Origin of the sequence: Methylosinus sp. sav-2 (assembly GCF_004366495.1) — a bacterium.
In the GTDB taxonomy this organism is placed as follows: Bacteria; Pseudomonadota; Alphaproteobacteria; order Rhizobiales; family Beijerinckiaceae; genus Methylosinus.
Genome location: NZ_SOEJ01000017.1, coordinates 1 through 26,695, shown reverse-complemented (window position 1 = coordinate 26,695; position 26,695 = coordinate 1). Strand labels below are relative to the sequence as shown.

Genomic DNA, 26,695 nt, shown 5'->3' with positions numbered 1-26,695 from the left:
ATGGGAATTGGGGCAACGGTGGGGCAACGTGTCGGAAAATCCGACCGGTTCGGGCTGCCATTGTGCCCGGATTTTCTCCGGATCGATTCGGAATGGCTCGACGGCGAGGTTGTCATCTGAGGCCCGCAGGCGCCTTCCGCACCGAGGCGAGCGACCTCGCGTAATTCTCCAAAAATTCGGACACGATCGCGACGCGGCGGAGGTCCGGTTAAGTCCGGCGGCGCCGAGACCCCGGCCTACCGCGACCAGTTCGTGGACGAGACGGTCAATCTCGATATCCCCGTCTAGGAGGGCGACCAGTCGAGATCTGACTACATCGGAGCCGCGATGCTGGGTGCCCGCCGGCGTCGATATCGACGGCCTGATCTCCGGCGTTCCGATCCTGATGGTGGGCTCCGGCGCCGACTCTCCCGTCGATGGGCGACGGACCCCGGTCACGAGTCAGGGCTACTTGATTTCGGCTCAGGAATTCCGTTCGGCGGACGAGTGGTAGCGGAGGAGGGACTCGCTACCAATAGACACGTAATATGTTGATTCAACCGAAAAACCCTATCCGGCAACACCGCCGTCCAATGGTGACACTGATACATCATGGTGGCGCCTGGACGCAAGATCGTGGACCATCGGCATGGTGGTCCGCGCGTCATCGGCGTCGAGCGCCGCCCTCGGCCGAGACAAGCGGAAGCTCGCCTGCTATAGGCTTCCGCGCCGAACACATTGCCGAGCAAGCTCGATATCCGTCATGTATTTGTCCATCGCCACCACGCATGCGCCGGCCACCGATCTCGGCTTTTTGCTGATGAAGCATCCCGATCGCGCCCATGACATCGAGCTTTCCTTTGGACGCGGAACCGTGTTTTTCCCGCAGGCCGAGGCGGAACGCTGCGAGGCGGCGCTGATCCTCGACCTCGATCCGGTCGCACTCGTGCGCGGCCGCGGCGGCGCCGAAGGGGTCGCGGATCAATATGTCAACGACCGTCCCTATGCGGCGTCGTCCTTCCTCTCCGTCGCGCTCAACAAGGCGTTCCGCACGGCGATGACCGGCGTCTCGCGCGAGCGGCCGGAGCTGGCAGCGACGGCGATCCCGCTCGAGATCGTCGTCGCGCCTCTGCCCGCGCCGCGCGACGGCGATTTGCTGGAGCGCCTTTTCGGGCCGCTCGGCTGGACCGTGGACGCGCGCCGCATCGAGGGGGCGGACGCCCCTTCGCGCTATGTCGAGCTGCGGCTCGCGGGGACGCTGCGCCTCGCCGATGCGCTCGGTCATCTCTATGTGCTGATCCCGGCGATGGACGCCGACAAGCATTATTGGGTCGGCGACGACGAGGTGGAGAAGCTCGTCGCCAAAGGCGGCGCCTGGCTCGCCGCGCATCCCGAGCGGGAGACGATCGCGCGGCGCTTTTTGAAGAACCGCCGCAGCCTCGCGCGCGCTGCCCTCGCGCGTCTTGCGCCGGAAGCCGAGAATGAGGACGGTCCCGAGGACGAAAAGACGCAGCCGCGCGAAGAGGCGCTCGAAGCGCCGCTGCGTCTGCACGATCGGCGGCTCGACGCCGTCATCGGGCTGTTGAAGGAGGCGGGCGCGCGGCGCGTCGCCGATCTCGGCTGCGGAGAAGGCCGGCTGCTGCAACGGCTGGTCAAAGAGCGCAGCTTCGAGCGAGTGATCGGCCTCGACGCTTCCACCCGCGCGTTGGAGCGCGCCAGGGAGCGGCTGAAGCTCGATCGCGCCGGCGGCCCCTCCATGGAGCGCGTGAGCCTGCTGCATGGCGCGCTCACCTATCGCGACGCGCGCTGGGCCGATGTCGACGCCGTCGCCCTCGTCGAGGTGATCGAGCATCTCGACGCCGACCGTCTGCCGACTTTGGTCGAGATCGTCTTCGGCGCAGCGCATCCGAAGACCGTGATCGTGACGACGCCGAACGCCGAATATAACGCTTTGTTCGCTTCTCTGCCCGCCGGCGCCTTCCGCCATCCCGATCATCGCTTCGAATGGACCCGCGCGCAATTTCACGATTGGGCGCGAGCCATCGCCGAAAGCCGGGGCTATTCGGTCGCTTTGTCCGGCATAGGCGAGGAGCACCCGGACCTCGGCCCCGTCACTCAGGTCGCGGTGTTCTCGAGATGAATGCGCCTCTTCCGACTCTCCTGGACATTCCCGATTTCTGCCTCGTCGTGCTGATCGGCGCGACGGGCGCGGGCAAATCGAGCTTTGCGTCGCGCTGGTTCAAGCCGACGGAGGTGATCTCGTCGGATCATTGCCGCGGTCTCGTCTGCGATGACGAGACCGACCAATCGGCGTCGGCCGACGCTTTCGCGCTCGTTGCCGCCATTGCCGAGAAAAGGCTGAAGAACCGCCGCCTCGCGGTGATCGACGCGACCAATGTGCGCGCCGCCGATCGCAAGTCCTGGGTCGAGCTCGCGCGCCGCTGGCATGCGCTGCCCGTGGCGATCGTCGTCGATCCAGGCCTCGACGTCTGCATCGAGCGCAACAAGACGCGGCCGGATCGCGACTTCGGCCCCGGCGTGCCGCAGCGCATGATCCAGGAGATTCATCGCGGCCTGCGCGGCCTCGCCAATGAAGGCTTTCGGCAGATCTGGAAGCTGTCTTCGGTCGCGGCGGTCGAGGCGGCGGTCGTCGAGCGCCGCCCCATGTGGACCGACAAGCGCGACGATGTCGGCCCCTTCGATGTGATCGGCGACGTGCATGGCTGCCACGACGAATTGCGGCGGCTGCTCGAAGCGCTCGGCTATGTCGTCGAGGGCGATGGCGACGCCGTCGCCGTTTCGGCCCCGCATGGCCGCAAGCTGGTCTTCGTCGGCGATCTGGTCGATCGCGGTCCGGATGTTCCGGGCGTGCTGCGCCTCGCCATGGCTGCGCAGGAGGCAGGCGTCGCCTATGTGGTGCAGGGCAATCATGACCGCAAATTGTCGCGCTGGCTCGAAGGCCGAAAGGTCACGGTCGGCCATGGGCTTCAGGAGTCGATCGATCAGCTCGCCGAGGAGCCGGGCGAGTTCCGGGAGCGCGTGAAGACTTTCCTCGCGGATCTCCGCAGTCATTATTGGCTCGACGGCGGCAAGCTCGCCGTCGCCCATGCTGGGCTGAAGGAGGAGATGATCGGTCGCGGCTCGCCTGCCGTCCGCGAATTCGCTCTGTTCGGAGAGACGACGGGCGAGACGGATGAGTTCGGCCTGCCGGTGCGGCTCGATTGGGCTGCGAATTATCGCGGCCGCTCGGCAATCGTCTATGGCCATACGCCGACGCCGGATGCGGAATGGGTCAACAACACGATCTGCGTCGACACGGGCTGCATCTTCGGCGGCAAGCTCACCGCACTGCGCTGGCCGGAGCGGGAACTGGTCGAGGTTCCGGCGGCGCGCGTCTATTGCGAACCGGCGCGCCCGTTCGTCGCCGCGCCGGAGACCGCCTTGCAGGCCGAGGCGGATCGGCTTCTCGATCATGCCGATGTGTCGGGACGGCGATGGATCGACACGACGCTGCTGCGCCGCATTCCGATAGCCGAGGAGAATTCGGCGGCGGCGCTCGAAGCGATGAGCCGTTTCGCCCTCGCGCCGCAATGGCTCGTCTATCTCCCGCCGACCATGTCGCCGGTGGAGACGAGCGCGCGCGACGGCTTTCTCGAGCGACCGGAGGAAGCCTTCGCCTTTTTCCGCGAGCGCGGCCAAAGGGAAGTCGTGCTCGAGGAAAAGCACATGGGCTCGCGCGCCGTCATCGCGCTCTGCCGCGACGTCGATGTGGCGCGGCGCCGCTTCGGCGTCCTCTCCGGCGAGAGCGGCCAGATCTGGACGCGCTCGGGCCGCGCCTTTTTCGCGGACGCCGCCGAATGCGAGGCATTGCTCGCGCAGCTGCGCGCCGCCTGCGACACCGCGCGCCTCTGGGAGACGCTCTCGACCGATTGGCTCCTGTTCGATGCGGAGATCATGCCCTGGTCCGCCAAGGCCTCGGCGCTGATCGACCAGCAATATGCGCCTGTAGCCGCCGCGAGCCACTCCGGGCTCGCCCTCGCCCATGACGCCGCCGCGCGCGCCGCCGCTCGCGGCGTTCCTGCCGATGCCCTGCGCGATCGGCTCGCGATCCGCGCCGAAAAAGCCGCGCGCTATGGCGAGGCATGGAAGCCCTATGTCTGGCCGGTTCGCTCGCTCGACGATCTGCGCGTCGCCCCGTTCCATCTGCTGGCGAGCGAAGGCGCGACGCATTTCGACAAGGATCATCTCTGGCACATGTCGATCGCCGAGACATTGGCTGCGTCCAGCGCGCAGAATGTCACGACGACCCGCTGGCTCCGCCTCGCTCTGGACAACGCCTCGGCCTGCGAGGCGGCGGCGCGCTGGTGGGAGGAGCTGACGGAATCGGGTGGCGAAGGCATGGTCGTGAAGCCGCGAGACTTCGTCGCGCGCGGCGCCAAGGGGCCGATCCAGCCGGCGCTGAAAGTGCGCGGCCCGGAATATCTGCGCATCATCTACGGCCCGGAATATGACCTGCCGGAACATCTCGAACGCCTACGCCAACGCGGCCTCGGCGCCAAAAGGACCAACGCCCTGCGCGAATTCGCGCTCGGTCATGAAGCCCTGACGCGCTTTACCGCCGGCGCGCCCTTGCGCAAGACCCATGAATGCGTTTTCGCGATCCTCGCGCTGGAGAGCGAGCCGATCGATACGAGGCTCTGAATTACAGGGTTTCCAACGCGGGGGCTACTCTCACGTCGCTTTTTTATGGGTAATGTTGTCCAAGATGCGCCATAAGCCGTCACTCGTCGCGGACGACCAGAGGGGCCGCTTTCCCTGGATTTCGCGGACATTCGTCGCGTCGGATCGCCCGAACACAGACGTTCGAGCGCTACGCGGGCGCGACTATGAAGTTTATCCTCGCCGACATATCGGCGCGCTAGAGTGCGCTGCCCCATCAAGATGGGATGCTATTATTCAACCGGGCAATGGGGCGTGCAGCAACGCCATCGCTGTCGCTCTCGAAGCGGCGAGCTCGGCGTTCCATCGCTCCAGAATCTCCGCATCCGGCGCATCGCGACCTGCGAATTGCGCGAGATATTCCGCACGATCGGCTTGGCGAGTGGAAACAGGAACCGAACCGGCGAGGCGACGCGCCTCGGCGATTCGCTCAGCTTCTCTTCCTGTCGCATTGCCGAGCCGAGTCTCTGCGTCATGGATAGACCGCCAGAGCGACGTCACCTCGGCATGGCGCGTCGCGAAGGCGATGTCGAATAGCGCACGAACGATCCCCGGCCGATGGCGCCCGAGGTCGAAGTCATAGTCGAAAATATTCTCGCTGCGCAGGTCGAAAGGATTGATGAGAGCCTCGCTCCCGGTCCGACGATAGGCGTCGGGACGCGCCGGATGCCGTACGCTGTCCGCTTCCAGCAATATTTTCTGTCCGTCGCAGGAGAGGACGAAGTCGACGAAGGCCTTCGCCGTATCGAATTTCCGGGTCGACGAGGTGACGGCGATATTGCTCGGCAGAAATGCGGTGCGCGCTGGATAAGCGAAGGCGATCGGCGCGCCATTGGCGCGAGCCGAGAGCGCCAGGAAATCGATCGTCAGTCCGATCGGCGCTTCGCTCTCCTCGACCGAGGCGGTGGGGCCGCGCCCGTGCGCAACGAGGCGAGCATTGGCGACGAGCTCGCTCACGATCGCCCAGCCGCGCTCCCAGCCCTCTGCTTGCAAGATGACGTCATATAAAGCCGGCGCAAATCCGACCTTGCTCGGAACGGGAGCGACGATTTGGTCGGCAAAAATAGGCGAGGCGAGATCGCCCCAGCTTTTCGGCTCGGGCAGGCCGCGCTCCCGAAGCAGAGACGGATTGAGCGCGAAGCCGTAGCCTGCGAGGTCGTAGGCCTCGTACGTCCCGGACGGATCCGACAGCGGCTGATTGCCGACGCGCCCCGGCAGGACCGCGCGATCGACGGCGATCGGGCGGAGCGCTCCCTGATCACGTAGAAGGGGGAAGTTGGGAGAAGGCGCCCAATAGACGTCGACGCCTCCCTGGTCTGGTCCACTCAACAGAGCGAGAGCGTCGCGTGAGTGCTTCCAGACGAATTGGACATGGGCCTCCGGGTATCGTCGTTCGAACTCCCGCTCGTATCGCGTCGTGAGCTCTTCGGGAAAGCTGGTCACCACGATGAGCGGGGCATTATCGGCGCGCGCACGCGGCGACAGGCTGCAAGTGAGAGCGAACGCCGCGGGCGCAGCGCCGATGAGCAAGCTCCGGCGGGTCGGGGAGGAGGAGAACAACGCCATAGGAGCCTCGCTATATGTTCATTTTACATGTTTATAGAGATATTGCAGCGCAGCATTGAAAGTCAATATAGACAGAGGTGGTGAAAATAGGCGGATGGCGCCGATTCTAACGGCAGCCGCCCAAAAAACTTGCTAAGACTCGACATGTAATGCGTGTATATAGATCCCCAATCGGCCGCTCTCCGCGGCGGCTTCGCTGCGACCGTACGACAATCGATTGCGGAAGAGCGGCCGAGAGCGATGCTCTCAATTTCGAAAAAGGGCTAACGGCGTGAGCAAGCATGACGTCCATGACGTTCTCAAATTCGAGCATCCCGGCGCGGGGCGTCGCCGGGGCCGCGCGACGCCGAAGGGTCGTCAGATCGACCCCGACGCCGCGCATGAGATCGCCGAGCTGCTGGGCGACAGATCGCGCCAGCGCGATCTTCTGATCGAATATCTGCATTTCATTCAGGATCGCTATCAGCAGATTTCCGCCGCGCATCTCGCCAGCCTCGCCGATGAGATGGGCCTCTCCTTCGCCGAGGTTTTCGAGACGGCGACATTCTACGCGCATTTCGACGTGGTGAAGGAGGGCGATCCGAAAATTCCGTCGATCACCATCCGGGTCTGCGAGTCGGTCTCCTGCATGATTCACGGCTCGGAGCGGCTGTTCGCCGAATTGCAGGCGAAGGCTGGCCCAGATATTCGCGTCGTGCGCGTGCCATGCGTCGGCCGCTGCGACACGGCGCCGGTCGCCGAGGTCGGTCATTATTTCGTCGATGCGGCGAAGACCGAGACAGTGCTGCACGCGGCCGAGCATGGCCACACCCATCCCGATATTCCCGACTACATCGGCTATGACGCCTATGTCGCGGCGGGCGGCTATGCGCTGTTGGCGAAAATCCGTACGGGCGAATTCAGTGTCGATGCGGTCCTCGACGGTCTCGATCATTCGGGTCTGCGCGGTCTCGGCGGCGCCGGTTTTCCGACGGGCCGTAAATGGCGGTCGGTGAGGGCCGAGAAGGGGCCGCGCCTCATGTGCGTCAATGGCGACGAGGGCGAGCCGGGCACATTCAAGGATCGCTTTTATCTCGAGCGCGATCCGCATCGTTTCCTCGAAGGGATGCTGATCGGCGCGCATGTCGTCGACGTCACCGACGTCTATATCTATCTGCGCGACGAATATCCGGCGATCCATGAAATTCTGCGGCGCGAGATCGCCAAGCTTCCGCCGGGCGGCCCGCAGGTTCATCTGCGCCGCGGCGCCGGCGCTTACATCTGCGGCGAAGAATCTTCGCTCATCGAGAGCGTCGAAGGCAAACGCGGGCTGCCGCGGCAAAAGCCGCCTTTTCCATTCCAGGTCGGCCTTTTCGGCCGTCCGACGCTCATCAACAATGTCGAGACGCTCTATTGGATGCGCGACATTCTGGAGAAGGGCGCCGATTGGTGGGCCAGCCAGGGCCGCAACGGCTCCAAGGGCCTGCGCAGCTATTCCGTCTCCGGCCGCGTCAAGGAGCCGGGCATGAAGCTCGCGCCCGCCGGCCTCACCATTCGCGAGCTCATCGACGAATGCTGCGGCGGCATGGCCGAGGGCCATAGCTTCGCGGCCTATCTGCCGGGCGGCGCATCGGGCGGCATTCTGCCGGCCTCCATGGGGGATATCCCGCTCGATTTCGGCAAGCTCGAGGAATATGGCTGCTTCATCGGCTCCGCCGCCGTCGTCGTGCTCTCTGACAAGGACGACATACGCGACGTGTCGATCAATCTCATGCGCTTCTTCGAGGACGAGAGCTGCGGGCAATGCACGCCCTGCCGCGTCGGCACGGCGAAGGCCGTGAAGCTGATGGAGCGCCCGATATGGGACGAGGCGCTGCTCGCCGAATTGTCTCAGACGATGCGGGACGCCTCGATCTGCGGCCTGGGGCAGGCCGCCTCCAATCCTCTGATGAGCGTGATCCGCTATTTCGGGCCCATGATCGAGCCGCGGCAGGCGGCCGAGTGAGCGATCTTTTCGGATGGAAGCGATGACCGACAAAATTTCTTTCGAGCTCGACGGCCAGACGGTCGAAGCCGCGCCCGGCGAGACGATCTGGCAGGTGGCCAAGCGGGTCGGAACGGAAATCCCGCATCTTTGCTTCTCGCCCGAGCCCGATTATCGCCCGGACGGCAATTGCCGCGCCTGCATGGTCGAGATCAAAGGGGAGCGCGTGCTCGCAGCCTCCTGTATGCGCAAGCCGACCGCGGGATTGAAGGTAGAGACGCAGAGCGCCCGCGCCGTCACGGCGCGTAAGATGGTGATGGAGCTGATCGTCGCTGATCAGCCGCCGCGTGAGACGACGCATGATCCTTCATCCAAGCTCTGGATCTGGGCGGAGAAGAGCGGCGTGACGACGAGCCGTTTCCCCGCGGCGGAGCGCTGGGAGGGAGACGCGAGCCATCCCGCCATGCGCGTCAATCTCGACGCCTGCATCCAATGCGGTCTCTGCGTGCGCGGATGCCGCGAGATACAGGTCAATGATGTGATCGGCGTCGCCTATCGCAATCATCATTCGAAGATCGTCTTCGATTTCGACGATCCGATGGGCGAATCCACCTGCGTCGCTTGCGGCGAATGCGTGCAGGCCTGCCCGACCGGCGCATTGATGCCGGCGGCGCTGATCGACGACGCCACGCAGCAGCGCAAGTTCCATCCCGACCGCACGGTCGATTCGCTCTGTCCCTTCTGCGGCGTCGGCTGTCAGGTCTCCTATCAGGTCAAGGACGATCGCATCGTCTATGCCGAGGGCAAGAACGGCCCGGCGAACCATAATCGCCTCTGCGTGAAGGGGCGCTTCGGCTTCGATTACATTCATCACCCGCATCGCCTGACCAAGCCGCTCATTCGTCTGCCGAACGCACCGAAGAGCGCGGACGCTCAGGTGGACCCGGCCAATCCCTTCACCCATTTCCGCGAGGCGAGCTGGGAAGAGGCGCTGGACGCGGCGTCGGCAGGACTCGCCCGCGTGCGCGATGCGCATGGCTCGAAAGCGCTCGCCGGCTTCGGCTCGGCCAAGGGCTCGAATGAAGAGGCCTATCTGTTCCAAAAGCTCGTGCGCACGGGATTCGGCTCCAACAACGTCGATCACTGCACGCGCCTCTGCCACGCCTCCTCCGTCGCCGCGCTGATTGAGGGACTGAACTCCGGCGCGACGACGGCGCCCTTCATAGCGGCGCTCGACGCCGAGCTCATCGTCGTCATCGGCTCTAATCCGACGAGCAATCATCCGGTCGCCGCGAGCTTCATCAAAAATGCGGCGAAGCGCGGCGCCAAGCTCGTGGTCATGGACCCGCGCCGCCAGCCCTTGTCGCGCCACGCATGGAAGCATCTTTCGTTCAAGCCCGGCGCGGATGTGGCGCTGCTCAACGCGATGCTGCATACGATCATCACGGAAGGCCTGACCGACGAGCAATATATCGCCGGCTACACGGAAAATTACGAGGAGCTGCGCCAGCGCATCGTCGATTTTCCGCCCGAGAAGATGCAGGATGTTTGCGGGATCGACGCGCAAACCATCAAGGAGGTGGCGCGCGCTTATGCGACCTCGCGTTCCTCCATCATCTTCTGGGGCATGGGCGTCAGCCAGCATGTCCACGGAACGGACAATGTGCGCTGCCTGATCGCGCTGGCGCTCGTCACTGGACAGGTCGGCCGGCCCGGGACCGGCCTGCATCCGCTGCGCGGCCAGAACAATGTGCAGGGCGCGTCGGATGCGGGCATCATCCCGATGGTCTATCCGGATTATCAATCGGTCGAGAAGGCCGAGGTGCGCGAATTCTTCGAGGAGCTCTGGGGGCAAAAGCTCGATCCCAAGCGCGGGCTGACCGTCGTCGAGATCATGAATGCGATTCACGCCGATGAAATCCGCGGCATGTATATCGAGGGCGAGAATCCGGCTATGTCTGACCCGGACCTCAATCATGCGCGCGCCGCGCTCGCCAAGCTCGAGCATCTCGTCGTGCAGGACCTCTTTGTCACGGAGACGGCCTTCCACGCCGACGTCATTCTTCCGGCTTCCGCCTTCGCCGAAAAGACGGGGACCTTCACCAATACGGATCGTCGCGTCCAGATGGCGCGCGCGGTGGTGCCGCCGCCGGGCGACGCGCGTCAGGACTGGTGGATCATTCAGGAGGTGGCGAAGCGCCTCGGCTGCGACTGGAGCTATTCCGGCCCCTCGGAGATTTTCGCCGAAATGGTGAGGACGATGCCGTCGCTGAATAATATTACCTGGGAGCGGCTAGAGCGCGAGGGCGCCGTGACCTATCCGGTCGATGCGCCGGATCAGCCCGGCAATGAGATCATCTTTGCATCAGGCTTTCCGACGGCGAGCGGGCGCGGCAAGATCGTGCCAGCCAATGTGTCGCCGCCGGACGAATTGCCGGATGCAGACTATCCGATGGTGTTGTCGACGGGCCGCGTGCTCGAGCATTGGCACACGGGCTCGATGACGCGCCGCGCCGGCACGCTGGACGAGATCGAGCCCGAGGCGACCGCGTTCATGACGCCCAAGGACATGCGGCGGATGGGGCTCGCAGCCGGAGACTTCATCCTGCTGGAGACGCGCCGAGGCGCGATCGAGGTCAAGGTGCGCGCCGACCGCGATGTGCCGGAGAACTTCGTTTTCATGCCCTTCTGCTATGCGGAAGCGGCCGCCAATCTGCTGACCAATCCGGCGCTCGATCCCTTCGGCAAGATTCCGGAGTTCAAATTCTGCGCGGCGCGGGTTCGGCCGGCGTTGGCGCAGAACGCCGCAGAGTAAGGCGACGCCCGCGGACGTTTCACGAAGCGTCCGCGGATTACCTCAAAAGCGCATAATCGACGAAGGCGACCTTGTCGCCCGGGGCGACGCGCTCGACATCCTCTGCCAATTCGACGAAGCCATGCGTCCGCGTGAGCGACGTCAGCACGGCCGCGCCCTCGACCGGATATTTCTCTGCGATCGTATCGCCCGTCGCGTCGTCGCGGAGCGACACGCGCACATATTCGCGCCGCCCTTTCTTTTTCTTATATTTGAAGCCGGATGTGACCGCGAGCCTGCGCGCCGGCTCGAATGCGGCGCCTAAGAGAGCCGCGATCAGCGGCCTCACGACATGAACGAAAGTGACGAAGACGGCGACGGGGTTTCCGGGCAGGCCGACGAAAGGCGTTCCGCCGATCACGCCCATGGCGACGGGGCGACCGGGCTTGATGGCGAGACGCCAGAAGGCGAGCGAATCCTCCGCGCCGATCGCCTTCTTCACATGGTCTTCTTCTCCGACCGACACGCCGCCCGAGGTCAATACGAGATCGTGCGTCGCCGCCGCCTCGTGCAAGGCTCTGCTGATGATGTCGGGATCGTCGGCGAGCACGCCGAGATCGTCGACCTCGACGCCGAGGCGCCCGAGCAGCGCATGCAGCAGAAAACGGTTCGCGTCGTAGATCGCCGCCGGACGCAATGGCTCGCCAGGGGAAAGCACTTCGTCTCCGGTGGAAAAAATCGCCGCACGTAAGCGCCGCCGAACGGGAAGATGCGCGACGCCGAGCGCGGCGGCGAGGCCTATGTCTTCCGGTGTGAGGCGCCGGCCCTTCGGCAAGGCCGGATCACCGGCGCTTATGTCTTCGCCGCGCAGGCGCCGGTTGGCGCCGAGCGTGAGGCCCGGGGGCAGCGCGACGGAACCGTCCTCCAGCAGACGGCAATCCTCCTGCATGAAGATGGTGTCCAGTCCTTCCGGCATGGACGCGCCGGTGAAGATGCGCACGGCGGCGGCGCTCTCCAACGCCGGCTCCGGCGCATGTCCCGCCGCCACGCGGCTGCCGACCGGGAGGATGGTCTCGGCGCCCGGCGTCAGATCGCCGAAGCGAACCGCATAACCGTCGACGGCCGAATTGTCGAAGCGAGGCAAATCGATCGGCGCGACGAGCGCCTCGGCGAGAACGCGCCCCTCGGCGGCAAAGAGCGAAACACTCTCGAGTCCCTCGACGCATGGGATGCGTGCGAGTAGGAGCGCGACCGCGTCATCGACGCGCATCGGCTTCTCGCCGGCCGAAAAACTGTCCTTGCCGAGCTGCGCCATGTCTAATCCTTCTCGGAATCAAAGCTCGCATACGCTGTTTCGAGCGTCGCTATGGTCTCGTCTATCGGGCGAGCGTGCGCGTCGATCAGATCTGCTATTCTCTCGACATCGTCGAGCGAGGCGTGAGGAAGCGCGCCTTCCGCCAGATCGCTCGCCAGCGCCACGATCGTCTCGTCATTGGGATGGAGAAAGGGCTTGCCATTGGCCGCGCGATGAACCTCGATCTTGATATGCGGATCGGTCTTGAAGCCCTCGACCAGAACCAGGTCGACGGGGGCGAGCATCCGCAACAGATCGGCGAGACGCGGCTCCGGGGCGCCGCGCAATTCGTGCATCAGGACGAAGCGATTGGAGGATGAGACCAGCACCTCCGTCGCGCCCGCCTCGCGATGCAGCCACGAGTCCTTGCCCGGCTTGTCGACGTCGAAATTGTGATGCGCGTGCTTGAGCGTCGAGACGGTGAGGCCGCGCTCGCGTAGAAGCGGAACCAGTTTCACGATGAGCGTGGTCTTTCCTGCGCCGCTCCAGCCGGCGAAGCCGATCACGCGCATGGCGTCTCGCTTTCTTTCGGCGCGCCGGCGGTGAAGCCCATGCCGCCCAACTCCCTCCGCACATCCTCTCGGCCGAGCGCCTCGATGAAGGCGCGAACGGCGGGGACCTCGCACCGCGAAAGCGGGATCACGAAGTCATAATGCTCCTCGCCGATCGGGAGAAAACTCAATCCATAGGCGCGCGCTACGGGCTCGATCGCGACCCCCCAATCGGCGCGCTGCTGCGCGACCGCCGCCGCCACGGCATTGTGTGAGCTCGGCTGATTCCAATAGCCATTCGGACGCGCGGCGCCGATTAGTCGATCGATCATGATACGCGTGCCGGAGCCCTGATTACGATTGACCATGAGGCAGGTGGGATCGGCCAGCGCCGCAGAGATCGCCGCCTCGACGGCGCAGCCTTCGAAGCGGGCGTCGCCGGCGCGAAAGACGAGGCCTTGCATGCGTCGCCATCCTCGAACCAAGCGCTGCTCCGGTCCGAGGAAGGGCGCATTGTAGACCCCGGTCTTCTCGTCCATCAGATGGATCGGCGCAATGTCGCATTCGTTCCGCCGTGCGGCCGCGAGCCCGCCCATGCTGCCGATCGCGACGACGCGAACGGCTATTCCCGCCTCGGCCAGCGCGTCGATGATGATTTCGAGCCCGATGCAATGCGAGCCCATGATCACGAGATCGGGGACGCGCAGCTCTGGATCGAACAGCGTCACCTGCATGCGCGCGCCGGCTTCGAGATGATCGGCCAGCGCGTCGATCCTCAGAAATCCGTCGGCGCGGGCGAAGCCGGAAACGGCTCCCGATCCCTTGCCCAAGGGAAAGGCTTTCAGCCCGTCCTCGCGCTGCGTCAACGCCACCATCACGAACTCGGTCCGACCGAGGTCGGAGAGGATCGGAAATGGAGTCGTCGCCTCGACCGAGGCGTCGAGACGCGCGCCGAGCCCGCTCATCGCGCGAATGACCGGCGCGACGAAATCATGGAAGGTGAACATGGCCGAGGTCGGGAACCCCGGCAATATGACGACGGGCTTGCCATCGACGACGGCGAGGCACAGCGGCTTTCCCGGCTTCAAGGCGACGCCATGGGCGATTATTCCCGGCTCGCCGAGCCGCGCCACGACGCGATAGGTCAAATCTCCCGCGCTTTTCGACGTGCCGCCGGACAGAATGACGCCGTCGCATCGTGCGAGCGCATCTCGCAGAGCCGCCTCCAGCGCCGCCTCATCGTCGCCTATGGCGCCGAGAACGATGGGCGCGCCGCCGTTCTCCTGCACCGCCGCGGCGACGATCGGCGCGTTGGAGTCATAGATCGCCGCTGGGCGCAGCGGCTCGCCCGGCTGGACGAGCTCGTCGCCGGTCGAGAGGATCGCGACGCGCGGCCTGCGATAGACTGCGACGCTGGCGACGCCGCAGGCCGCCATCATGCCGATCTCGCGGGAGCCGATCCGGCATCCGCGCCGCAGCAGCGTTTCGCCGCGCGCGATATCGGCGCCGGCGAAGCCGATGTTCTGCCCCGGCGCCAGCGCACGACGGATTAGAACGTCGTCGGCCTCGCCCGGATCGCTGTGCTCCACCATGCAAACGGCGTCGGCGCCGCGCGGCAGAGGGCCGCCCGTCGCGATCGGCGTCGCGGAGCTTGCCGCGACTTCGAGGCGTGGAGCGGTTCCGCAGGCGATCGATTCTGGATTGAGCGCGAGGCAAATCGGCGCCTGCTCGCTCGCGCTCGTGAGGTCGCCGGCTCGAACGGCGAAGCCATCGACCAGCGCCCTATCGAAAGGCGGAACGTCGATCGGCGAACGAAGCGTTTGCGACGTGACGCGGCCGAGACTTTCGCCGAGCGAGACGGTCTCTTCGCCGAGCGGCCGCATGGCGAGGCAGGCGTAGAAGCGCCGCATCGCCTCCTCGCGCGAGAGCACGGTGAGGAATTGCTCTTGCGTCACTGCCGAGATGTCGCGATGGTCGTCGGTCTTGCTCATGCGCTTCGAGCCGATCTCACAAGAATTGCCCGGTCACGATCTCACCGGCCGCGAAACCTTCGGACTGGGCGTCCACGAGCAGCCAAGCGTCGGCATTGGCGATCGCCGAATAGGGGATGTCCCCCGTTGCCAAAGGCTCCCACCGAGCGCCCGTCTTTGCCTCGCCGTCCAGGCGGCGCAGCAATGTCAATTCGCTGACCCCCGGCGCGGATACGATCTTTCGAGTCGAAGGCAAGCTGGCGGTCCCGTCGCGAGATGTGGCGCCGGCGAGCCGGCGCAGGCACGGGCGGATAAGCAAGAGCCAAGCCGCCAAAGCGGACTCGAGACGCGCGCCGACGAAGATGGTCGCCGTCTCGGATGAGTGGGGCGCTCCCGGCGACTCTCGAACCGCGCAACCCGTCATCTCTCCCGGACGCATCGCGATGCACGAGAACAGCGTTCTCTCCTGTCGCTGCGCGCGATCGCGCCATTCGCTCGGATCGACGACGAGGATGATATCTGCCATCTCCAAAGGGTCGGCTCGCGCAGCCGTGTCGATCATGGCGCAGTCGGCGCCCTCTTGCTTCGCGAGATCCGCGAGCCAATCGCCGACGACGCCGGCCCCGACGATCATTACGCGCGGAATGCGCACGAGCGCGTCACTGATCTCAGCGATTTTCAGGAGAGCAATATGTCGCTCGTCCAGTCGGGTTCCCGCGGTGGCGATAATCTCTCCGCGACGCAAATCATTTCCGGCGGCGCGCATGCCTTCGCCCCGTGCGATCGCTCCCCAAATCTCGAAAGCGCCGGACTGGTCCGACGCCTTTGGCAATGGAAGAACCGCGTCGGCGAAATCGGGCAGCGTTTCCCCGATACTGACGCGCCGAGGAACCGTGCTCGAAATTCCCGGCGCATAGGGCGAAGCGCCGAGCGTGTCATCCGCCTTGATCGCCCATCCGTCGTCGAGGGCCTGGTGAAAAGGCGGTATCGCCGCCGGCGCTTCGATGTCTGCCGCCGCGACCCGATGAAGCGCGGCCGCAGTCTCGACGCGTCGCGGCGTCACTGCGCGCGTCGTGGCGGCGACCAGTGAAACGGCCTGCTCCAGCGACTGTCGACCCGGCTGTGCGTGGTCCATGGGACCCCATTCGATATGGCTACGGAGCTCATTCCTCGTTCGTGTGTCGAAGGTCGATAGATTAGGCTCGAGCACTACGAGCCTCGAACCATCGACAGATTTTCGAGCGCCCGGCTCACGTTTCGGCGACGATTTTTCCGATGTCGCGGATATCATATCCGCCAATGTTCTCGAATTCGTTCCTGAACCTATCGGAGCGCAGGATTTTCAACATTGTCGCTATTTCGGCTGTCTCGAGCTGCTCCTTCTTGATGACAATGTCGTAGCGCTCCTTCTTGAGCGGAACGAAATCGACATTCTCGACCTGTCGGGCAATTTTCTCGTTGCCGACAGCAACATCCGCGTCGCCTCTCCCCACCGCGCTCGCCACAGTGAGATGCGACTGGTTCTCATTGTCGTAACCCTTGATTCTGCTGCCGTATAGCTCCAGTAGGCCGAGGTTTTCGTCGAGCAGCACGCGTGAGCCGGCGCCCTTCTCGCGATTGATCATCGTGATGTCGTCTCGCGCGAGATCGCGCCACGAGCGGATGCCTTTCGGATTGCCCTTGGCGACGTAAAAACCTTGCATACGGTAGGTGACATTCACGATCAGGCAACGGACTCCGGGCACGAGCGCTCTGACATAGGGCGCGTTGTAGTCGTCGGTCGAACTATCCCAAAGATGTGCGGTCGCGGCGCCCACCTTATCCAAATAGAGGGAGACGAGGCTGTCATAGCTGCCGATGTAGGCCCGCAACGCCATCACGCCATGCATGCGCATGAAGTTCGAAAGAATGTCGAGTATCAGATCCTGGCCGCAGATGACGAAACCATTCGCGCTTCGGCGTTCCGGCGACAAATCGAAATAACGGTCCTCGTCGAGCGCCGACGGACCATTGCGTATCGCAGCGCGCGCGGTCTTGCCGGACCGTTCGACGTATTCCCGCACATGAGCTTCGGTGAATCGGATCTTTCGACCGACCTTGTAATGGCCGATGTCGCCGTTCTTGATCAGGCCATATACGCCACTCTTGCTGACATGCAGCATCTCGGCGACGTCCTCGGCGGTCAGGGCGCGACGTTCGTCTGGCAGCACGGCCTATATCCATATCGGTAGCATTTCGTATCTTTTCGCATATTTCTGATGCGGCGTCACCTCGTTTCAGTCCCTTCATATTTACATTGATGCTTTTCCATTGCATTTGAAGCCGCGTTTTCGAGGCTAGCGAACCACTATCTTCGATTTCGGCTGATTTCGTACTGTTTCGGGTATCGCGTCGTGCGTCGCGATCCGAAACCCATCGGAGGTCCGATATGCCCGTTCCGTCAGAGTCCGCGTCGTCATCCACTGTGGGCGAGAACGGTGGAACCAATCGGCTCATGACGAAGCCCAGGCAGGCTTTCGCTTTCGTCGGCGGCGCAGCGATCGGCGCGCTCGGCGGGCTGATAGGTCTCGGCGGCGCGGAATTTCGACTGCCGCTGCTCATCGGGCCGTTTCGATTTCGCGCCCTCGAGGCGGTCATCCTCAACAAGGCGATGAGCCTCATCGTCGTCGCGACCGCTCTGCCGTTTCGCGCCGCGTCCGTCCCCTTTGCAGCTGTCGCCTCCAATTGGCCGATCATTCTCAATTTGCTCGCAGGCAGCTTGGTGGGCGCGTGGCTCGGAGCAGGATGGGCGACGAAGCTGAGCTCCCGCAACTTGTATCGGATCCTCGCCGTGCTTCTGGTGCTGATCGCCGGAGCGCTGGCTTTCGGACATGGCGCGACGACGGCGTCCGCGCACGTTTCGGGACCGTTGCTGATCGTCGCCGGCGTGGTCGCGGGCTTCGGCATCGGGATCGTCGCCTCGCTTATGGGAGTCGCGGGAGGCGAGCTGTTGATTCCGACTCTGGTGCTGCTCTTCGACGCCGACATCAAGCTCGCCGGCAGCCTCTCGCTCGCCGTGAGTCTGCCGACCATGATCGTCGGCTTCACTCGTTACAGCCGCGACAGCGCCTTTGGCGTCGTGACCCGCAACAAGACGTTCGTCCTCATCATGGCGTTGGGCTCGATCGCGGGAACCTTCATAGGCGGACGTCTTCTCGGGATCGCGTCGGATCAGCTCTTGATCCCGGCTCTCTCCTTGATTCTCGTGGCATCGTCGGTGAAGGTCTGGCGCCACGAATAAATCGGCGGGAGTACCCGCTCTTCCTCAAACGACGACCTCCTTTCGCCTGGACACGGGAATGTCTCCTATCGGCGCAGCCGGACGTCCGCCGTTCGCATGGCGCGGGTCCGAAATGGGTCATGAACTAAACCGCTCTCGCGGTAGTTTGCGGCCGGCGTTTCGGGCGGGCTGCGGGTAACGGGTGGTCGGCGAACTGTCTGAAGATCGTGGGGTTAGCAACCTCGCTTCAGACAGGAGCAACGCATGACAATGGAGTGCGTCACCCCGCTTCGCCGGCGCATGATCGAAGACATGACCATCCGCCATATGGCCTCGGAGACCCAGCGCAATTACATCCGCGCGGTCAAGACCTTGGCGGTCTTCCTTGGCCGATCTCCGGATGCCGCCACGGCCGAAGACCTGCGTCTTTTCCAATTGCACTTGACCGCGACCCACGTCCGCCCGCCGACGATCAACATGACGGTCTCAGCATTGCGGTTCTTTTTCGGCGTGACGCTCGATCGGGCCGACGCGACCCGCCATCTGACCTTCGTCCATGAGCCGCGCAAGCTGCCGGTCGTCCTCAGCCCCGAGGAGGTCACGCGCCTGCTGGAGGCGGCGCCCGGCGTCAAATACAAGGCCGCGCTCGGCGTCGCCTATGGCGCCGGCCTGCGCGTCTCCGAGGTGGTCTCGCTGAAAGTCTCGGACATCGACAGCACGCGCATGTTGCTCCGCGTCGAGCGAGGCAAGGGCGGCAAGGATCGCCACGCGATGCTCTCGCCGCGGCTGCTGGAGCTCTTGCGCGACTGGTGGCGCATCGCGCGCCCGCCGGTCTGGCTGTTCCCCGGGCAGGATCCGATCAATCCGATAACGACGCGCCAGCTCGATCGGGCCTGTCACGCGGCGGCCCAAACGGCCGAGATCGCCAAGCGCGGCACCCCGCATACGCTGCGGCACAGCTTTGCGACCCACCTGCTCGAGCAGAACATCGATATCAGGGTGATCCAGGTTCTGCTCGGCCACGCCAAGCTCGACACCACCGCGCTCTACACGCGCGTCGCCGCCAACACCATCCATGTCCATGCTGCGGCGGCCGCATGATCGTCGTCGAGACGTTCGAAGGCGGACGCGCTTCGCGCGGCTTTTCGTTCTCGAAGATCAGGATCGACAGCTCATGATCGCGATCATCTCATTCCCGGCCTCGCAACCGTGCTCCTTGTCGCCGCAGATCGCTCTACGGCTGCGACGCTACTCGCACGAATCTGCGCCGGGCGCTGTCCATCACCGTCCCCGCCGCGAAAACTCCGATGCCATCGCCGACAAAGAATGCTCCTTCGCGCCCCTCCGTCACTCGAAATCGGCCCTGACGACGGCGCCTGTCATTCCAACGCCCCGTCGAGGCTCTTCGCCGACGCATAAATCCCCATAGCTCGCGCCGGCGACGGCGCCCTTCCGACTCGCGGTTTCCTTCCTTGGAGGTTTTCGGATGCCGGCCCCACGGCTGCGCAACGGCGCGTGCTCGCAAAGGGCCGGCATCCGAAAACCTTTACACACAGTTCCTCCTTCGCCTTCGGGAAGGGGGAACTCGCGCCATGAGCGGTCATTCGTCGCGGACGACCCGAGGGACCGCTTTCCCTGGATTTCGCGGACGTTCGCGGCGGCGGATCGGCTGGACATAGAGCTGCGGCTTCCGAGGCTCGGCTGAAGCTCTCGTGACCCGTTTCGCTCCCTGAGACGGTCGCGGGGTTCGCTATGCCAAGTTGTCGGTATGCGTTTGCGCGCGGCGGCGGCGAGTATCGGCGATTTCGCGCGCGATCGGAAGCCTGCGGTCGAAGGCCGGCTCGGCGATGGGCGCGACGAAGATCGCCGGATCGGCGCCGTCGCCGACGTCGACCTGGCACATGAGGCCGAAGGCGTCGCCAGCGTCGAACGCATTGGTCACTGTGCATCGGCGATCCGAGCCCCGGCTGCGCGAGGCCGCAATCGACGCGGTCAAAGGTCGACTTGCTCTGAAATGCTGAGAGCGTCGTCGACATCGATGCCGAGATAGCGCGCCGTGCTTTCCAATTTGGTATGCCCGAGCAAGAGTTGGATGGCGCGCAAATTGCCAGTCTTCTTATAGATCTGCGCTGCCTTGGTTCGCCGCATGGAATGCGTTCCATAAGCGGAGCTATCGAGTCCGGCGCTCGCGACCCATTTCTGCACGATTCGCGCATATTGCCGAGTAGAGATATGCGGCCGCGTCGTGAAGCGGCTCGGGAAGAGATACCCGCCATTGACCACATCACGGCCGTCGAGCCATTCCTGGACCGATCGACGGGTTTGCTCGGTCACCTCGAATTGAACTGGGCGGCCCGTTTTCTTCTGGATCACGACAGCGCGGTCGCGCACACGGCCGCCGACACAGACGTCATTCACTTGCAAACGCACGAGGTCGCAGCCTCGCAGCTTGCTATCGATCGCGAGATTGAACATGGCGAGATCGCGCTTGCGGCTTTCGAGCTGCAAGCGAACCCGTATTGTCCAGACGTCTTTCGGCCTCAGCGGTCGTTTCTGGCCGAGCAGGCGTCCTTTGTTCCAAGGGTCATGATTGCGCGGTGCGCTGGCTGAATCGGAACTCGGCATGATCGTCCCCATCGGAGCCGACCCCTTCCTCCCTGGCGCCCATGAAGTGGGTGAGGCAGCTATGTATGCGCGCCGACGCGGCTTTCCATCCTCGGAAGCTCGAAAGCGATCCTTAGCAGTCCAGGCGCCGCTCGACGCCGAGTAGGAAATGCGCCGTTGCGAAGGCGGCCCGCGCAGAACAGCAGTTACGCAAGACGTGGTGGAACCAGGTGCGCGGCGTCTATCGGCAAGCATGGAGGGCGTCACGGTCACGGCGCCCCTGACGACAGCAAAGAGCTCGCGGCATAGGCTCGTTCTACGCGCGGAGGCAGCCACCGCAGGATCCTAATTTGCACCGAGAAGCAAGCAGAGCCCCATTGGAGGCGCCGTGACAGGATGCACAACCGCTGAGCATCAGTATGTCACGGTCACAGCGATGACATCTGAATACGCTCCGACAGGCGGCGTCTGACCTGAGAACACGCGTCCGAAGATCGTGAGCGACTGCGCTGATGCGTTCCCGGTTCCCGCCACCGTGTTCGCGCCGATCAAGTCTCCCCACGGCGCGCTTCTCGCGCTATTGCTGTAGAGTCCATATGTTATCGTGTCGCTGCCTGCGTACATTTTGCGTTGCGTCGGATCGGTGGCTCCCGACAATCCGCCGGACAAGCCGACCGTATAGGGGAGACCATTGCTGCACGTCAGGCTCATCGTGGACTGCGCATCTATATTCGACCCGAAGCTCAATATGTTCCCAAAATTGAGATTGTTGGCGGATACGCTGCAATTCGCTTGAACAGTCGCGGATGCGGAAAAAGAGACCGCGCTCGATTTTGTCCCTTGGGTCGATACGCCGCAGATCGCGACGGGGCTGAGATTCGGATTTTGAAACGTCTCCAAGCTCGTGCTCACGTCGATGAAGTTGTTCGTATAGGTTCCCACGCCCGCGCTCTGCTGGGAGGCGAGTACGGAGCCATATAATGTGACGCTGGCGGAGCCAGAGCCGCTCGTGATCGGAATCAGAATGGATAGCCCATTGGTCGTCGCGCTATAGGCCGGCACATAGGCGCTGTAGGATCCCATCACCGTCGTCAAGCTGGCGTCTTTGTAGATTTCGAACAAAAGCGTCTTGGGTCCGCTGATGAGCTGACGTGGCGGCCAGGACGTCGACTGGCCGGGTCCTATGCTCAGGCAAACGGTCGCCGAGACCGCATTGGGGTTTGCCCCCGAACATATGATGGAAATAATCGAAGGTTGCGCCGGAGACGCAGCGCCCGAGAGCACATCCACGATGCCGAACGACATCGTGCCCGACGTCGAGCATGACATAGCCGCGACGGCTTCGCCGCTCGATGTCGTCAGGCCGAGGAAAGCGGTAACGAAAAAAAGAAAGGCGCTCGAGAAAAATTCGTTTATTCGCATGTCACTCGGATCTCCCTATTCGGCCCGGCCGTCTGCGGCGCCTCGAAAGAGCCGCGACAATCCCGGGTTCCAAGATCGACGATGATCGAATTGCTCGCCGCGAGATCGGTCACAAAGGCGCGGCCGTCATAGCCGACGACGAAGGCGCTATCGCTGTCGACGAGCTTGCCGCGGCTTCCGACTTCGATCGGCTTTCCGGCCTTGTCGGTCAGGACGAGGACGATGGGCTTGGCGTTTGCCTTCGCGCCGAAATCGATCGCGACGCCGCTGCGATATCGTGGCGCGACGACCTCTTGGGTTTTCACCGAAACCACGTCGACCGGCAGCGTCATCAGATCGATGTCGACCTTGTTGCGTTGATAGGAGCGGAGCGTCGGTATCAACAAGGTTCCGAGAACATTGGTTTCGCCGACGCGGCTATTGTCATGCGCCACCGTCACGCCGGGAGCGCCGGCGTTCACGATCGCAAAACTATCCTCGACCTTCGGCCCGATAGCGACATTCATGTCGGCGAGCGCGATCGCGCCTTCGAATTGCGCCGCGCCACTCACAAAATTCGCTTGTTGCAGGCCGTTGATGCGGGCTGTTCCGACAGGGGTTCGATAAGAGACCGCCCCGTTCGTCATCGAAGTGGGTCCCTGGGTTCGGTTCAGCGACCACCCATAGCTCCCGATGCTCGCTTCCATGTTCTTGCTGGCTTGCGCATTGAAGCCGATACGGCCTTTTCCCGTCGTCGGATCGAACACTGTCTGCGCGCCGCCTCCGACTTGAACATTTCCGCCGATCGGGAAGGAAACTCCCGCGAAAACGCCTTTGTTTTCTATGCCGGAAATATTGCCGAAAACAGTGACGAACAAGCTTCCCTCATAGGGAAGCTGTCGCGAGTACGAAGCGGTCAATGTTTGAGAGGCCATGAGCCGGTTCGATTGCCAAGCCCAGATTCGATCCCTGTTGTCAGGCGTGATCTGCGCGAAGGTGAACGACGCATTGCCGCCGATTACAGGGAGTTTCGCGCCTATAGAAATGCGATTGATCATGCGCGGCGGATGAACGAAAACGAGGTTCGCAGCCAGCTGTTGATTGGTTTGAGGAGTATAGAGATAGAATGAACGGGAGTCGGCGGCCCAACGGGCCGCGGTCGCGGAGGCGAGATCATCGTAAGCGCCGAAGGTCTGCTGCGTGCTGGCGCTGAATGAAACGCCCAGCGGCGTCATCACATTATATGACGCATAGCCTTGGCCGCCGAACGCCGAGAGATAGCGGGACCCCGAGACGGCGGCGGTCAGCGAGCCGAATCGTCCAAATTGCGTCGCCGCCCCGATGCTTCCATTGTAGAGCCCAGAGCCGACTTCCGCATGTCCCAGCACAGTCAATTGGTCTGTCACGCCATACCGAGCGCTCGACGAGACGACGGGGCGGTTGTCGTAATCATTCGAGCGATAGGCGTAAAACTTTCGCGCAAATCCGGCTTCGAACGTGTAGTCGAAGAGCCCCGGGGCGATCAGGCGCTCGTTCGTGAATAGAAAGAGATCGGTTCTTGTTTCCCGTCCAGATGCATCTCGAATGACGACTTCGGCATTGCCGTTCGCGGACGAAACGGGAAGATTGGCGATACGAAACGGCCCCTCCGACACTTGTTGCGTAAATATAGGCGCGCCATTGACCAGAACGTCGACCGACGACGGCACCGCGGCGCTGCCCGAGACGGACGGCAGCGCCGCGGTCACAATGTCCGGGCGCATTGCGAAATTTCTTTGGATCTGTATCCCGCCGAGCCGCATCGGCCTCGTCCAATCGAGGGCGCCGGAAATCGTGTCGCCCGCACGATACATGGTCTGCGTGTCGGGATCGGCGTAGACGTAAGCGGTCTCGAGTCGCAATCCGATCGTGGCGTTTGCCCTGTATAGATTGAAGTTGTTCGTGTTTCCGATGATGCCCGTCTGCGTCACGACCCCATAGGGACTGAAAATTCGGATATCCGTGGATAGGCTGGCTGCCGTGATCGCCGGTCTCCAATGCGTGATCGCAGTGGAGGACGAAGCGAACATCACATAATTCACCAAACCTCCCCAGGAGGACGTCGCGCTCGGAACGGCGGGACGTTCGCCGCGGCTGTCGTAAATTTTTGGAATGCGCTGATCGTCGGACAGATCGAAATAGAGCTGCTGCTTCGGCTCGTCGTAACGATAGGCCAATCCAGAGCCGTTCAGAACGACCATATCTTTGCGCCCACCTGCGCCTGGCGGCTTGACGCCGATGTCCTCGAGATCGCCGCGCTCGACCGCGAAGGCGCCGTCTGGCGATTTCCTGGCGGATACGAGCAGACCCGTCGATTTGCCATTTACGTAGGCTTCCAGACGGAGGTCCAAAGTCCCTGTGGACGCACGATCGCCTTCCATATCGGCGATCGCATTTTGTTCGAGCTCCAGGGCTCGCGCGCGGCTTTCGGCAAGCGCGCATTCTATGAAAATGCAGCTGGCGGCTATGATGCTGAGCCGCCGCAATGTCGAACCTATCGAGGTTTTGCGACGACAGATATGAACTCACGATCTACAGTAGCCGAAACTTTTCCGTCCCGGAGATCGAACTTTCCCGGCAGCTTCCAACGTCTTTCCGAATGTCCTAACGCATAGCCCGCCAGCCCATTCGCGATGGGCTTGCCGTTCAAAGAGAGAGCAGAGATTTTGGCCCGACGATCGCCTTCGTTTTTCGCGACGAGGAACCGACCGCCGTCGCGATTCGTGACAAACCAGGATAGGCGAGGCTGACTTCGCGTTTCCTCATAGAAAAAAATGGGAATGACATAGCGCAGAGCCACGGCGATAATCCCGTTGCGTCGCATCGTGGCGTCGGGGATTTCGTCGACGACGAGACGGTAGCTTTCTTCACCTGCAATCGGCGCTTCGACGATTCTCACCACGCGTATCGTATATTCCGCGCCAGGGCCGATCTCCGCCATGGGAGGCGAACAAACGACATTTTGCGTCGGCTCCAGGACATCCTCTCCATGCTCCTGTCGCCAGACGAAAACGCGGACTTGGCCATTGATCGGTCGATTTCCGCTGTTTCGAAGCGTGATCGTCACCGTCTGTTGTGGAGCTGCGGCCTCGAGCGAGATCGGCGAAACTACGAGCGAGGCGGCGGACGCGCCGTCGAAGACGGCTGCGCTGCAAAACAAAGAGAAAACGAAAAATAGCCTCTTTGATTTCACTGCAATTCCTCTGCGGACGATGAGGTCGAGAAGCGACAAAGGCGCCGGCTTTTCTCGCGAAATGCGCCGGCTGCGCGATGTCTTCGATCACTCATGAGATTGATCGGGCGCCCTTCGCCGAAAAGCGAAGCCGCCTCGTTCAAAAATTCACTGTCACGGTAATCGTATCGGAATACGCATCGGGAGTGCTGAACTGCCCGGCCGGGATTTGCCCATAGACTGTCAGGAGCTGAGGAGCGCCGGTGCCAGTGCCCGAAACCCAGCCAGGCGCCACATCATCCCAATTTATCGTATATCCGGCGTTTTGAAAGAGCGAGTAATTCAAAAGCGCCGCCGATCCTGCAGCCTTCATCTGACGCGTCGTGGTGCTCGCGCCATACAATCCTTGGTTCAATCCGACATTGTAAGGGGTGCCGTTCGTGCAGCTGACAGTGAGAGCGGAGGTCGTTTGATTGAGGACTCCACCGTAATTGCCGAAGAGCATCGGGAGCGCCGAAACCTCACAAAGGCTCGTCACATTCGCCGACACGGTGAACGTGGTCGTGACCGTCGCCGCTTCGACATGATTCGCAAAAGCAAGCGCTATGATTGCTCCGCCGAGAGCTGATTTAAACGATCTATGCATAATAATCCTCGTCGCATAGCGATGCATGAAAGGAAATTGAGAGAACTGAAAATTGCGCACAAATACATGTACGAATATTGGCTCTTTAATATCGTTAGATATTCGGAATTAAAATTGGTGATTTTACGCAAATGGCGCTATCGTGCGTAAATGTGCGCGTTTGGGGCGTTGCGGAGCGTATAATTCCATCGGAATCGGACACAGATCGGCGTCACTCTGTGCAAATCGAAGCTGCCTTAGCCGGTCTCGGTGTTGCATTGGCGCCGCGTCTCTATATCGAAGCCGAGCTGGCGAAAGGTCGCTTGGTTGCGCCATGGCCTGAAGGTGAGTCGATCTCCAAGACGCTCCCATTGAGCGCGGTCCGATCGACGTCTTTGCGACTTGGCTCCTCGAGGAAGCGCGAGCGTCAGATCCAACGCTTTGATGGCGGCAGTTTCGGATTTTCCGAAGTAGGCTTCGTCGGGCGGATCTGCGGGCGCTGTTGCCGGTCTCGACGGCAGCCTCTTTCGAGTTCCGAGTTCGTTCAACGCCCACCGCATAGCGGCGGCGGACCGACAAGCCGCCGATGGGCCCCGTTGTCGATGATCAGCTCTCTTGGAAGGGCTCCGCCGGAGCATAGGCGGCGAGAAAAACCCCGACTCCAGTGGTGATCGTGCGGTTGCGCTCGGTCGCCGACAATGCCGACTCGTCGCCGAGCATGGCCCGCAACTGAAGGTCGCCACGGATCAGGCCGATAAA

Annotated in this window: 18 protein-coding genes and 1 pseudogene; 7 read left to right on the top strand and 12 right to left on the bottom strand. The window is 63.0% G+C overall.

The annotated features are described in order from the left end of the window. Positions 1-742: 742 nt before the first annotated feature. Both EDE12_RS18795 and EDE12_RS18790 read left to right on the top strand, forming a co-directional pair. A complete protein-coding gene (locus EDE12_RS18795; RefSeq protein WP_026599177.1) occupies positions 743-2,119 on the top strand; it encodes a 3' terminal RNA ribose 2'-O-methyltransferase Hen1 in 1,377 nt (458 codons plus the stop codon). After that, positions 2,116-4,680 carry a polynucleotide kinase-phosphatase gene (locus EDE12_RS18790; protein WP_026599176.1) on the top strand — a complete coding sequence of 855 codons (2,565 nt, stop codon included), beginning with the start codon at positions 2,116-2,118 and terminating at the stop codon, positions 4,678-4,680. Before EDE12_RS18795 ends, EDE12_RS18790 begins: the two co-directional genes overlap by 4 nt. Positions 4,681-4,935: 255 nt before the next feature. Here EDE12_RS18790 and EDE12_RS18785 read toward each other — a convergent pair whose 3' ends face one another. Next, positions 4,936-6,264, bottom strand: coding sequence for an extracellular solute-binding protein (locus EDE12_RS18785; RefSeq protein ID WP_036291088.1), 1,329 nt, complete (start codon positions 6,262-6,264; stop codon positions 4,936-4,938). 271 nt (positions 6,265-6,535) lie between these two features. On the opposite strand from EDE12_RS18785, the gene EDE12_RS18780 reads away from it, so the two are divergent. Together EDE12_RS18780 and fdhF are read left to right on the top strand one after the other, a co-directional pair. After that, positions 6,536-8,248, top strand: coding sequence for an NAD(P)H-dependent oxidoreductase subunit E (locus EDE12_RS18780; RefSeq protein ID WP_026599175.1), 1,713 nt, complete (start codon positions 6,536-6,538; stop codon positions 8,246-8,248). 22 nt (positions 8,249-8,270) lie between these two features. Further along, a complete protein-coding gene (gene fdhF / locus EDE12_RS18775) occupies positions 8,271-11,042 on the top strand; it encodes a formate dehydrogenase subunit alpha (RefSeq protein ID WP_026599174.1) in 2,772 nt (923 codons plus the stop codon). Between the two features lie 37 nt (positions 11,043-11,079). Here the strand turns inward: fdhF and glp are convergent, their stop codons facing one another. From glp to EDE12_RS18750, 5 genes are read right to left on the bottom strand one after another with little or no spacing between them, the layout of a single operon-like run. After that, positions 11,080-12,336, bottom strand: coding sequence for a gephyrin-like molybdotransferase Glp (gene glp, locus EDE12_RS18770; RefSeq protein WP_024881984.1), 1,257 nt, complete (start codon positions 12,334-12,336; stop codon positions 11,080-11,082). A gap of 2 nt (positions 12,337-12,338) precedes the next feature. Beyond that, a complete protein-coding gene (mobB, locus tag EDE12_RS18765; RefSeq protein WP_024881983.1) occupies positions 12,339-12,887 on the bottom strand; it encodes a molybdopterin-guanine dinucleotide biosynthesis protein B in 549 nt (182 codons plus the stop codon). Continuing rightward, positions 12,878-14,857 carry a molybdopterin biosynthesis protein gene (locus EDE12_RS18760; protein ID WP_051592529.1) on the bottom strand — a complete coding sequence of 660 codons (1,980 nt, stop codon included), beginning with the start codon at positions 14,855-14,857 and terminating at the stop codon, positions 12,878-12,880. Before EDE12_RS18760 ends, mobB begins: the two co-directional genes overlap by 10 nt. A 16-nt stretch (positions 14,858-14,873) precedes the next feature. Next, positions 14,874-16,127 (bottom strand): hypothetical protein, encoded by a 1,254-nt coding sequence (locus EDE12_RS18755; protein ID WP_084768560.1) that lies wholly within the window; start codon positions 16,125-16,127, stop codon positions 14,874-14,876. Next, positions 16,087-17,046: a helix-turn-helix transcriptional regulator gene (locus EDE12_RS18750; protein ID WP_024881980.1), complete on the bottom strand. Its 960-nt coding sequence runs from the start codon at positions 17,044-17,046 to the stop codon at positions 16,087-16,089. The genes EDE12_RS18755 and EDE12_RS18750 overlap by 41 nt, the downstream gene beginning before the upstream one ends. 284 nt (positions 17,047-17,330) lie before the next feature. On the opposite strand from EDE12_RS18750, the gene EDE12_RS18745 reads away from it, so the two are divergent. Beyond that, a complete protein-coding gene (locus tag EDE12_RS18745) occupies positions 17,331-18,116 on the top strand; it encodes a sulfite exporter TauE/SafE family protein (RefSeq protein WP_026599172.1) in 786 nt (261 codons plus the stop codon). A gap of 243 nt (positions 18,117-18,359) precedes the next feature. Next, positions 18,360-19,196 carry a site-specific integrase gene (locus tag EDE12_RS18740; protein WP_051592528.1) on the top strand — a complete coding sequence of 279 codons (837 nt, stop codon included), beginning with the start codon at positions 18,360-18,362 and terminating at the stop codon, positions 19,194-19,196. 649 nt (positions 19,197-19,845) lie between these two features. On the opposite strand, the gene EDE12_RS18735 is transcribed toward EDE12_RS18740, so the two are convergent. The 6 genes from EDE12_RS18735 to EDE12_RS18710 all read right to left on the bottom strand — a co-directional run bounded on the left by EDE12_RS18735 (position 19,846) and on the right by EDE12_RS18710 (position 25,957). Beyond that, the gene (locus tag EDE12_RS18735; RefSeq protein ID WP_051592527.1) at positions 19,846-20,037 is read right to left on the bottom strand and encodes a hypothetical protein; all 192 of its coding nucleotides are present in this window, start codon (positions 20,035-20,037) and stop codon (positions 19,846-19,848) included. A 50-nt stretch (positions 20,038-20,087) separates the two neighbouring features. Next, positions 20,088-20,732, bottom strand: a complete 645-nt coding sequence (locus EDE12_RS18730) for a tyrosine-type recombinase/integrase (protein ID WP_084768559.1) — start codon at positions 20,730-20,732, stop codon at positions 20,088-20,090. 381 nt (positions 20,733-21,113) lie between these two features. Continuing rightward, positions 21,114-22,121, bottom strand: a complete 1,008-nt coding sequence (locus EDE12_RS18725; RefSeq protein WP_051592526.1) for a spore coat protein U domain-containing protein — start codon at positions 22,119-22,121, stop codon at positions 21,114-21,116. Then, entirely contained in the window at positions 22,112-24,340 is a 2,229-nt protein-coding gene (locus tag EDE12_RS18720; protein WP_166671895.1) for a fimbria/pilus outer membrane usher protein, read from the bottom strand. Before EDE12_RS18720 ends, EDE12_RS18725 begins: the two co-directional genes overlap by 10 nt. Positions 24,341-24,633: 293 nt before the next feature. Beyond that, a complete protein-coding gene (locus EDE12_RS18715; RefSeq protein ID WP_166671894.1) occupies positions 24,634-25,371 on the bottom strand; it encodes a molecular chaperone in 738 nt (245 codons plus the stop codon). Between the two features lie 100 nt (positions 25,372-25,471). Next, complete coding sequence (locus tag EDE12_RS18710) at positions 25,472-25,957, bottom strand: spore coat U domain-containing protein (protein WP_036291730.1); 486 nt, start codon at positions 25,955-25,957, stop codon at positions 25,472-25,474. A 212-nt stretch (positions 25,958-26,169) separates the two neighbouring features. Here EDE12_RS18710 and EDE12_RS22335 point away from each other — a divergent pair. After that, a pseudogene (locus EDE12_RS22335) lies at positions 26,170-26,381 on the top strand (LysR substrate-binding domain-containing protein); the annotation flags it as partial. Between the last annotated feature and the right edge of the window lie 314 nt (positions 26,382-26,695).

Bases quoted from the DNA above. Each gene is read 5' to 3' on its own strand.
- EDE12_RS18745 (WP_026599172.1), top strand. From the start codon at position 17,331: ATGACGAAGCCCAGGCAGGCTTTCGCTTTCGTCGGCGGCGCAGCGATC.
- EDE12_RS18710 (WP_036291730.1), bottom strand. From the start codon at position 25,957: ATGCATAGATCGTTTAAATCAGCTCTCGGCGGAGCAATCATAGCGCTT.
- EDE12_RS18785 (WP_036291088.1), bottom strand. From the start codon at position 6,264: ATGGCGTTGTTCTCCTCCTCCCCGACCCGCCGGAGCTTGCTCATCGGC.
- mobB (WP_024881983.1), bottom strand. From the start codon at position 12,887: ATGCGCGTGATCGGCTTCGCCGGCTGGAGCGGCGCAGGAAAGACCACG.
- EDE12_RS18760 (WP_051592529.1), bottom strand. From the start codon at position 14,857: ATGAGCAAGACCGACGACCATCGCGACATCTCGGCAGTGACGCAAGAG.
- EDE12_RS18740 (WP_051592528.1), top strand. From the start codon at position 18,360: ATGACAATGGAGTGCGTCACCCCGCTTCGCCGGCGCATGATCGAAGAC.
- EDE12_RS18755 (WP_084768560.1), bottom strand. From the start codon at position 16,127: ATGATATCCGCGACATCGGAAAAATCGTCGCCGAAACGTGAGCCGGGC.
- EDE12_RS18730 (WP_084768559.1), bottom strand. From the start codon at position 20,732: ATGGGGACGATCATGCCGAGTTCCGATTCAGCCAGCGCACCGCGCAAT.
- EDE12_RS18795 (WP_026599177.1), top strand. From the start codon at position 743: ATGTATTTGTCCATCGCCACCACGCATGCGCCGGCCACCGATCTCGGC.
- EDE12_RS18720 (WP_166671895.1), bottom strand. From the start codon at position 24,340: ATGGTCGTTCTGAACGGCTCTGGATTGGCCTATCGTTACGACGAGCCG.
- fdhF (WP_026599174.1), top strand. From the start codon at position 8,271: ATGACCGACAAAATTTCTTTCGAGCTCGACGGCCAGACGGTCGAAGCC.
- glp (WP_024881984.1), bottom strand. From the start codon at position 12,336: ATGGCGCAGCTCGGCAAGGACAGTTTTTCGGCCGGCGAGAAGCCGATG.
- EDE12_RS18790 (WP_026599176.1), top strand. From the start codon at position 2,116: ATGAATGCGCCTCTTCCGACTCTCCTGGACATTCCCGATTTCTGCCTC.
- EDE12_RS18725 (WP_051592526.1), bottom strand. From the start codon at position 22,121: ATGCGAATAAACGAATTTTTCTCGAGCGCCTTTCTTTTTTTCGTTACC.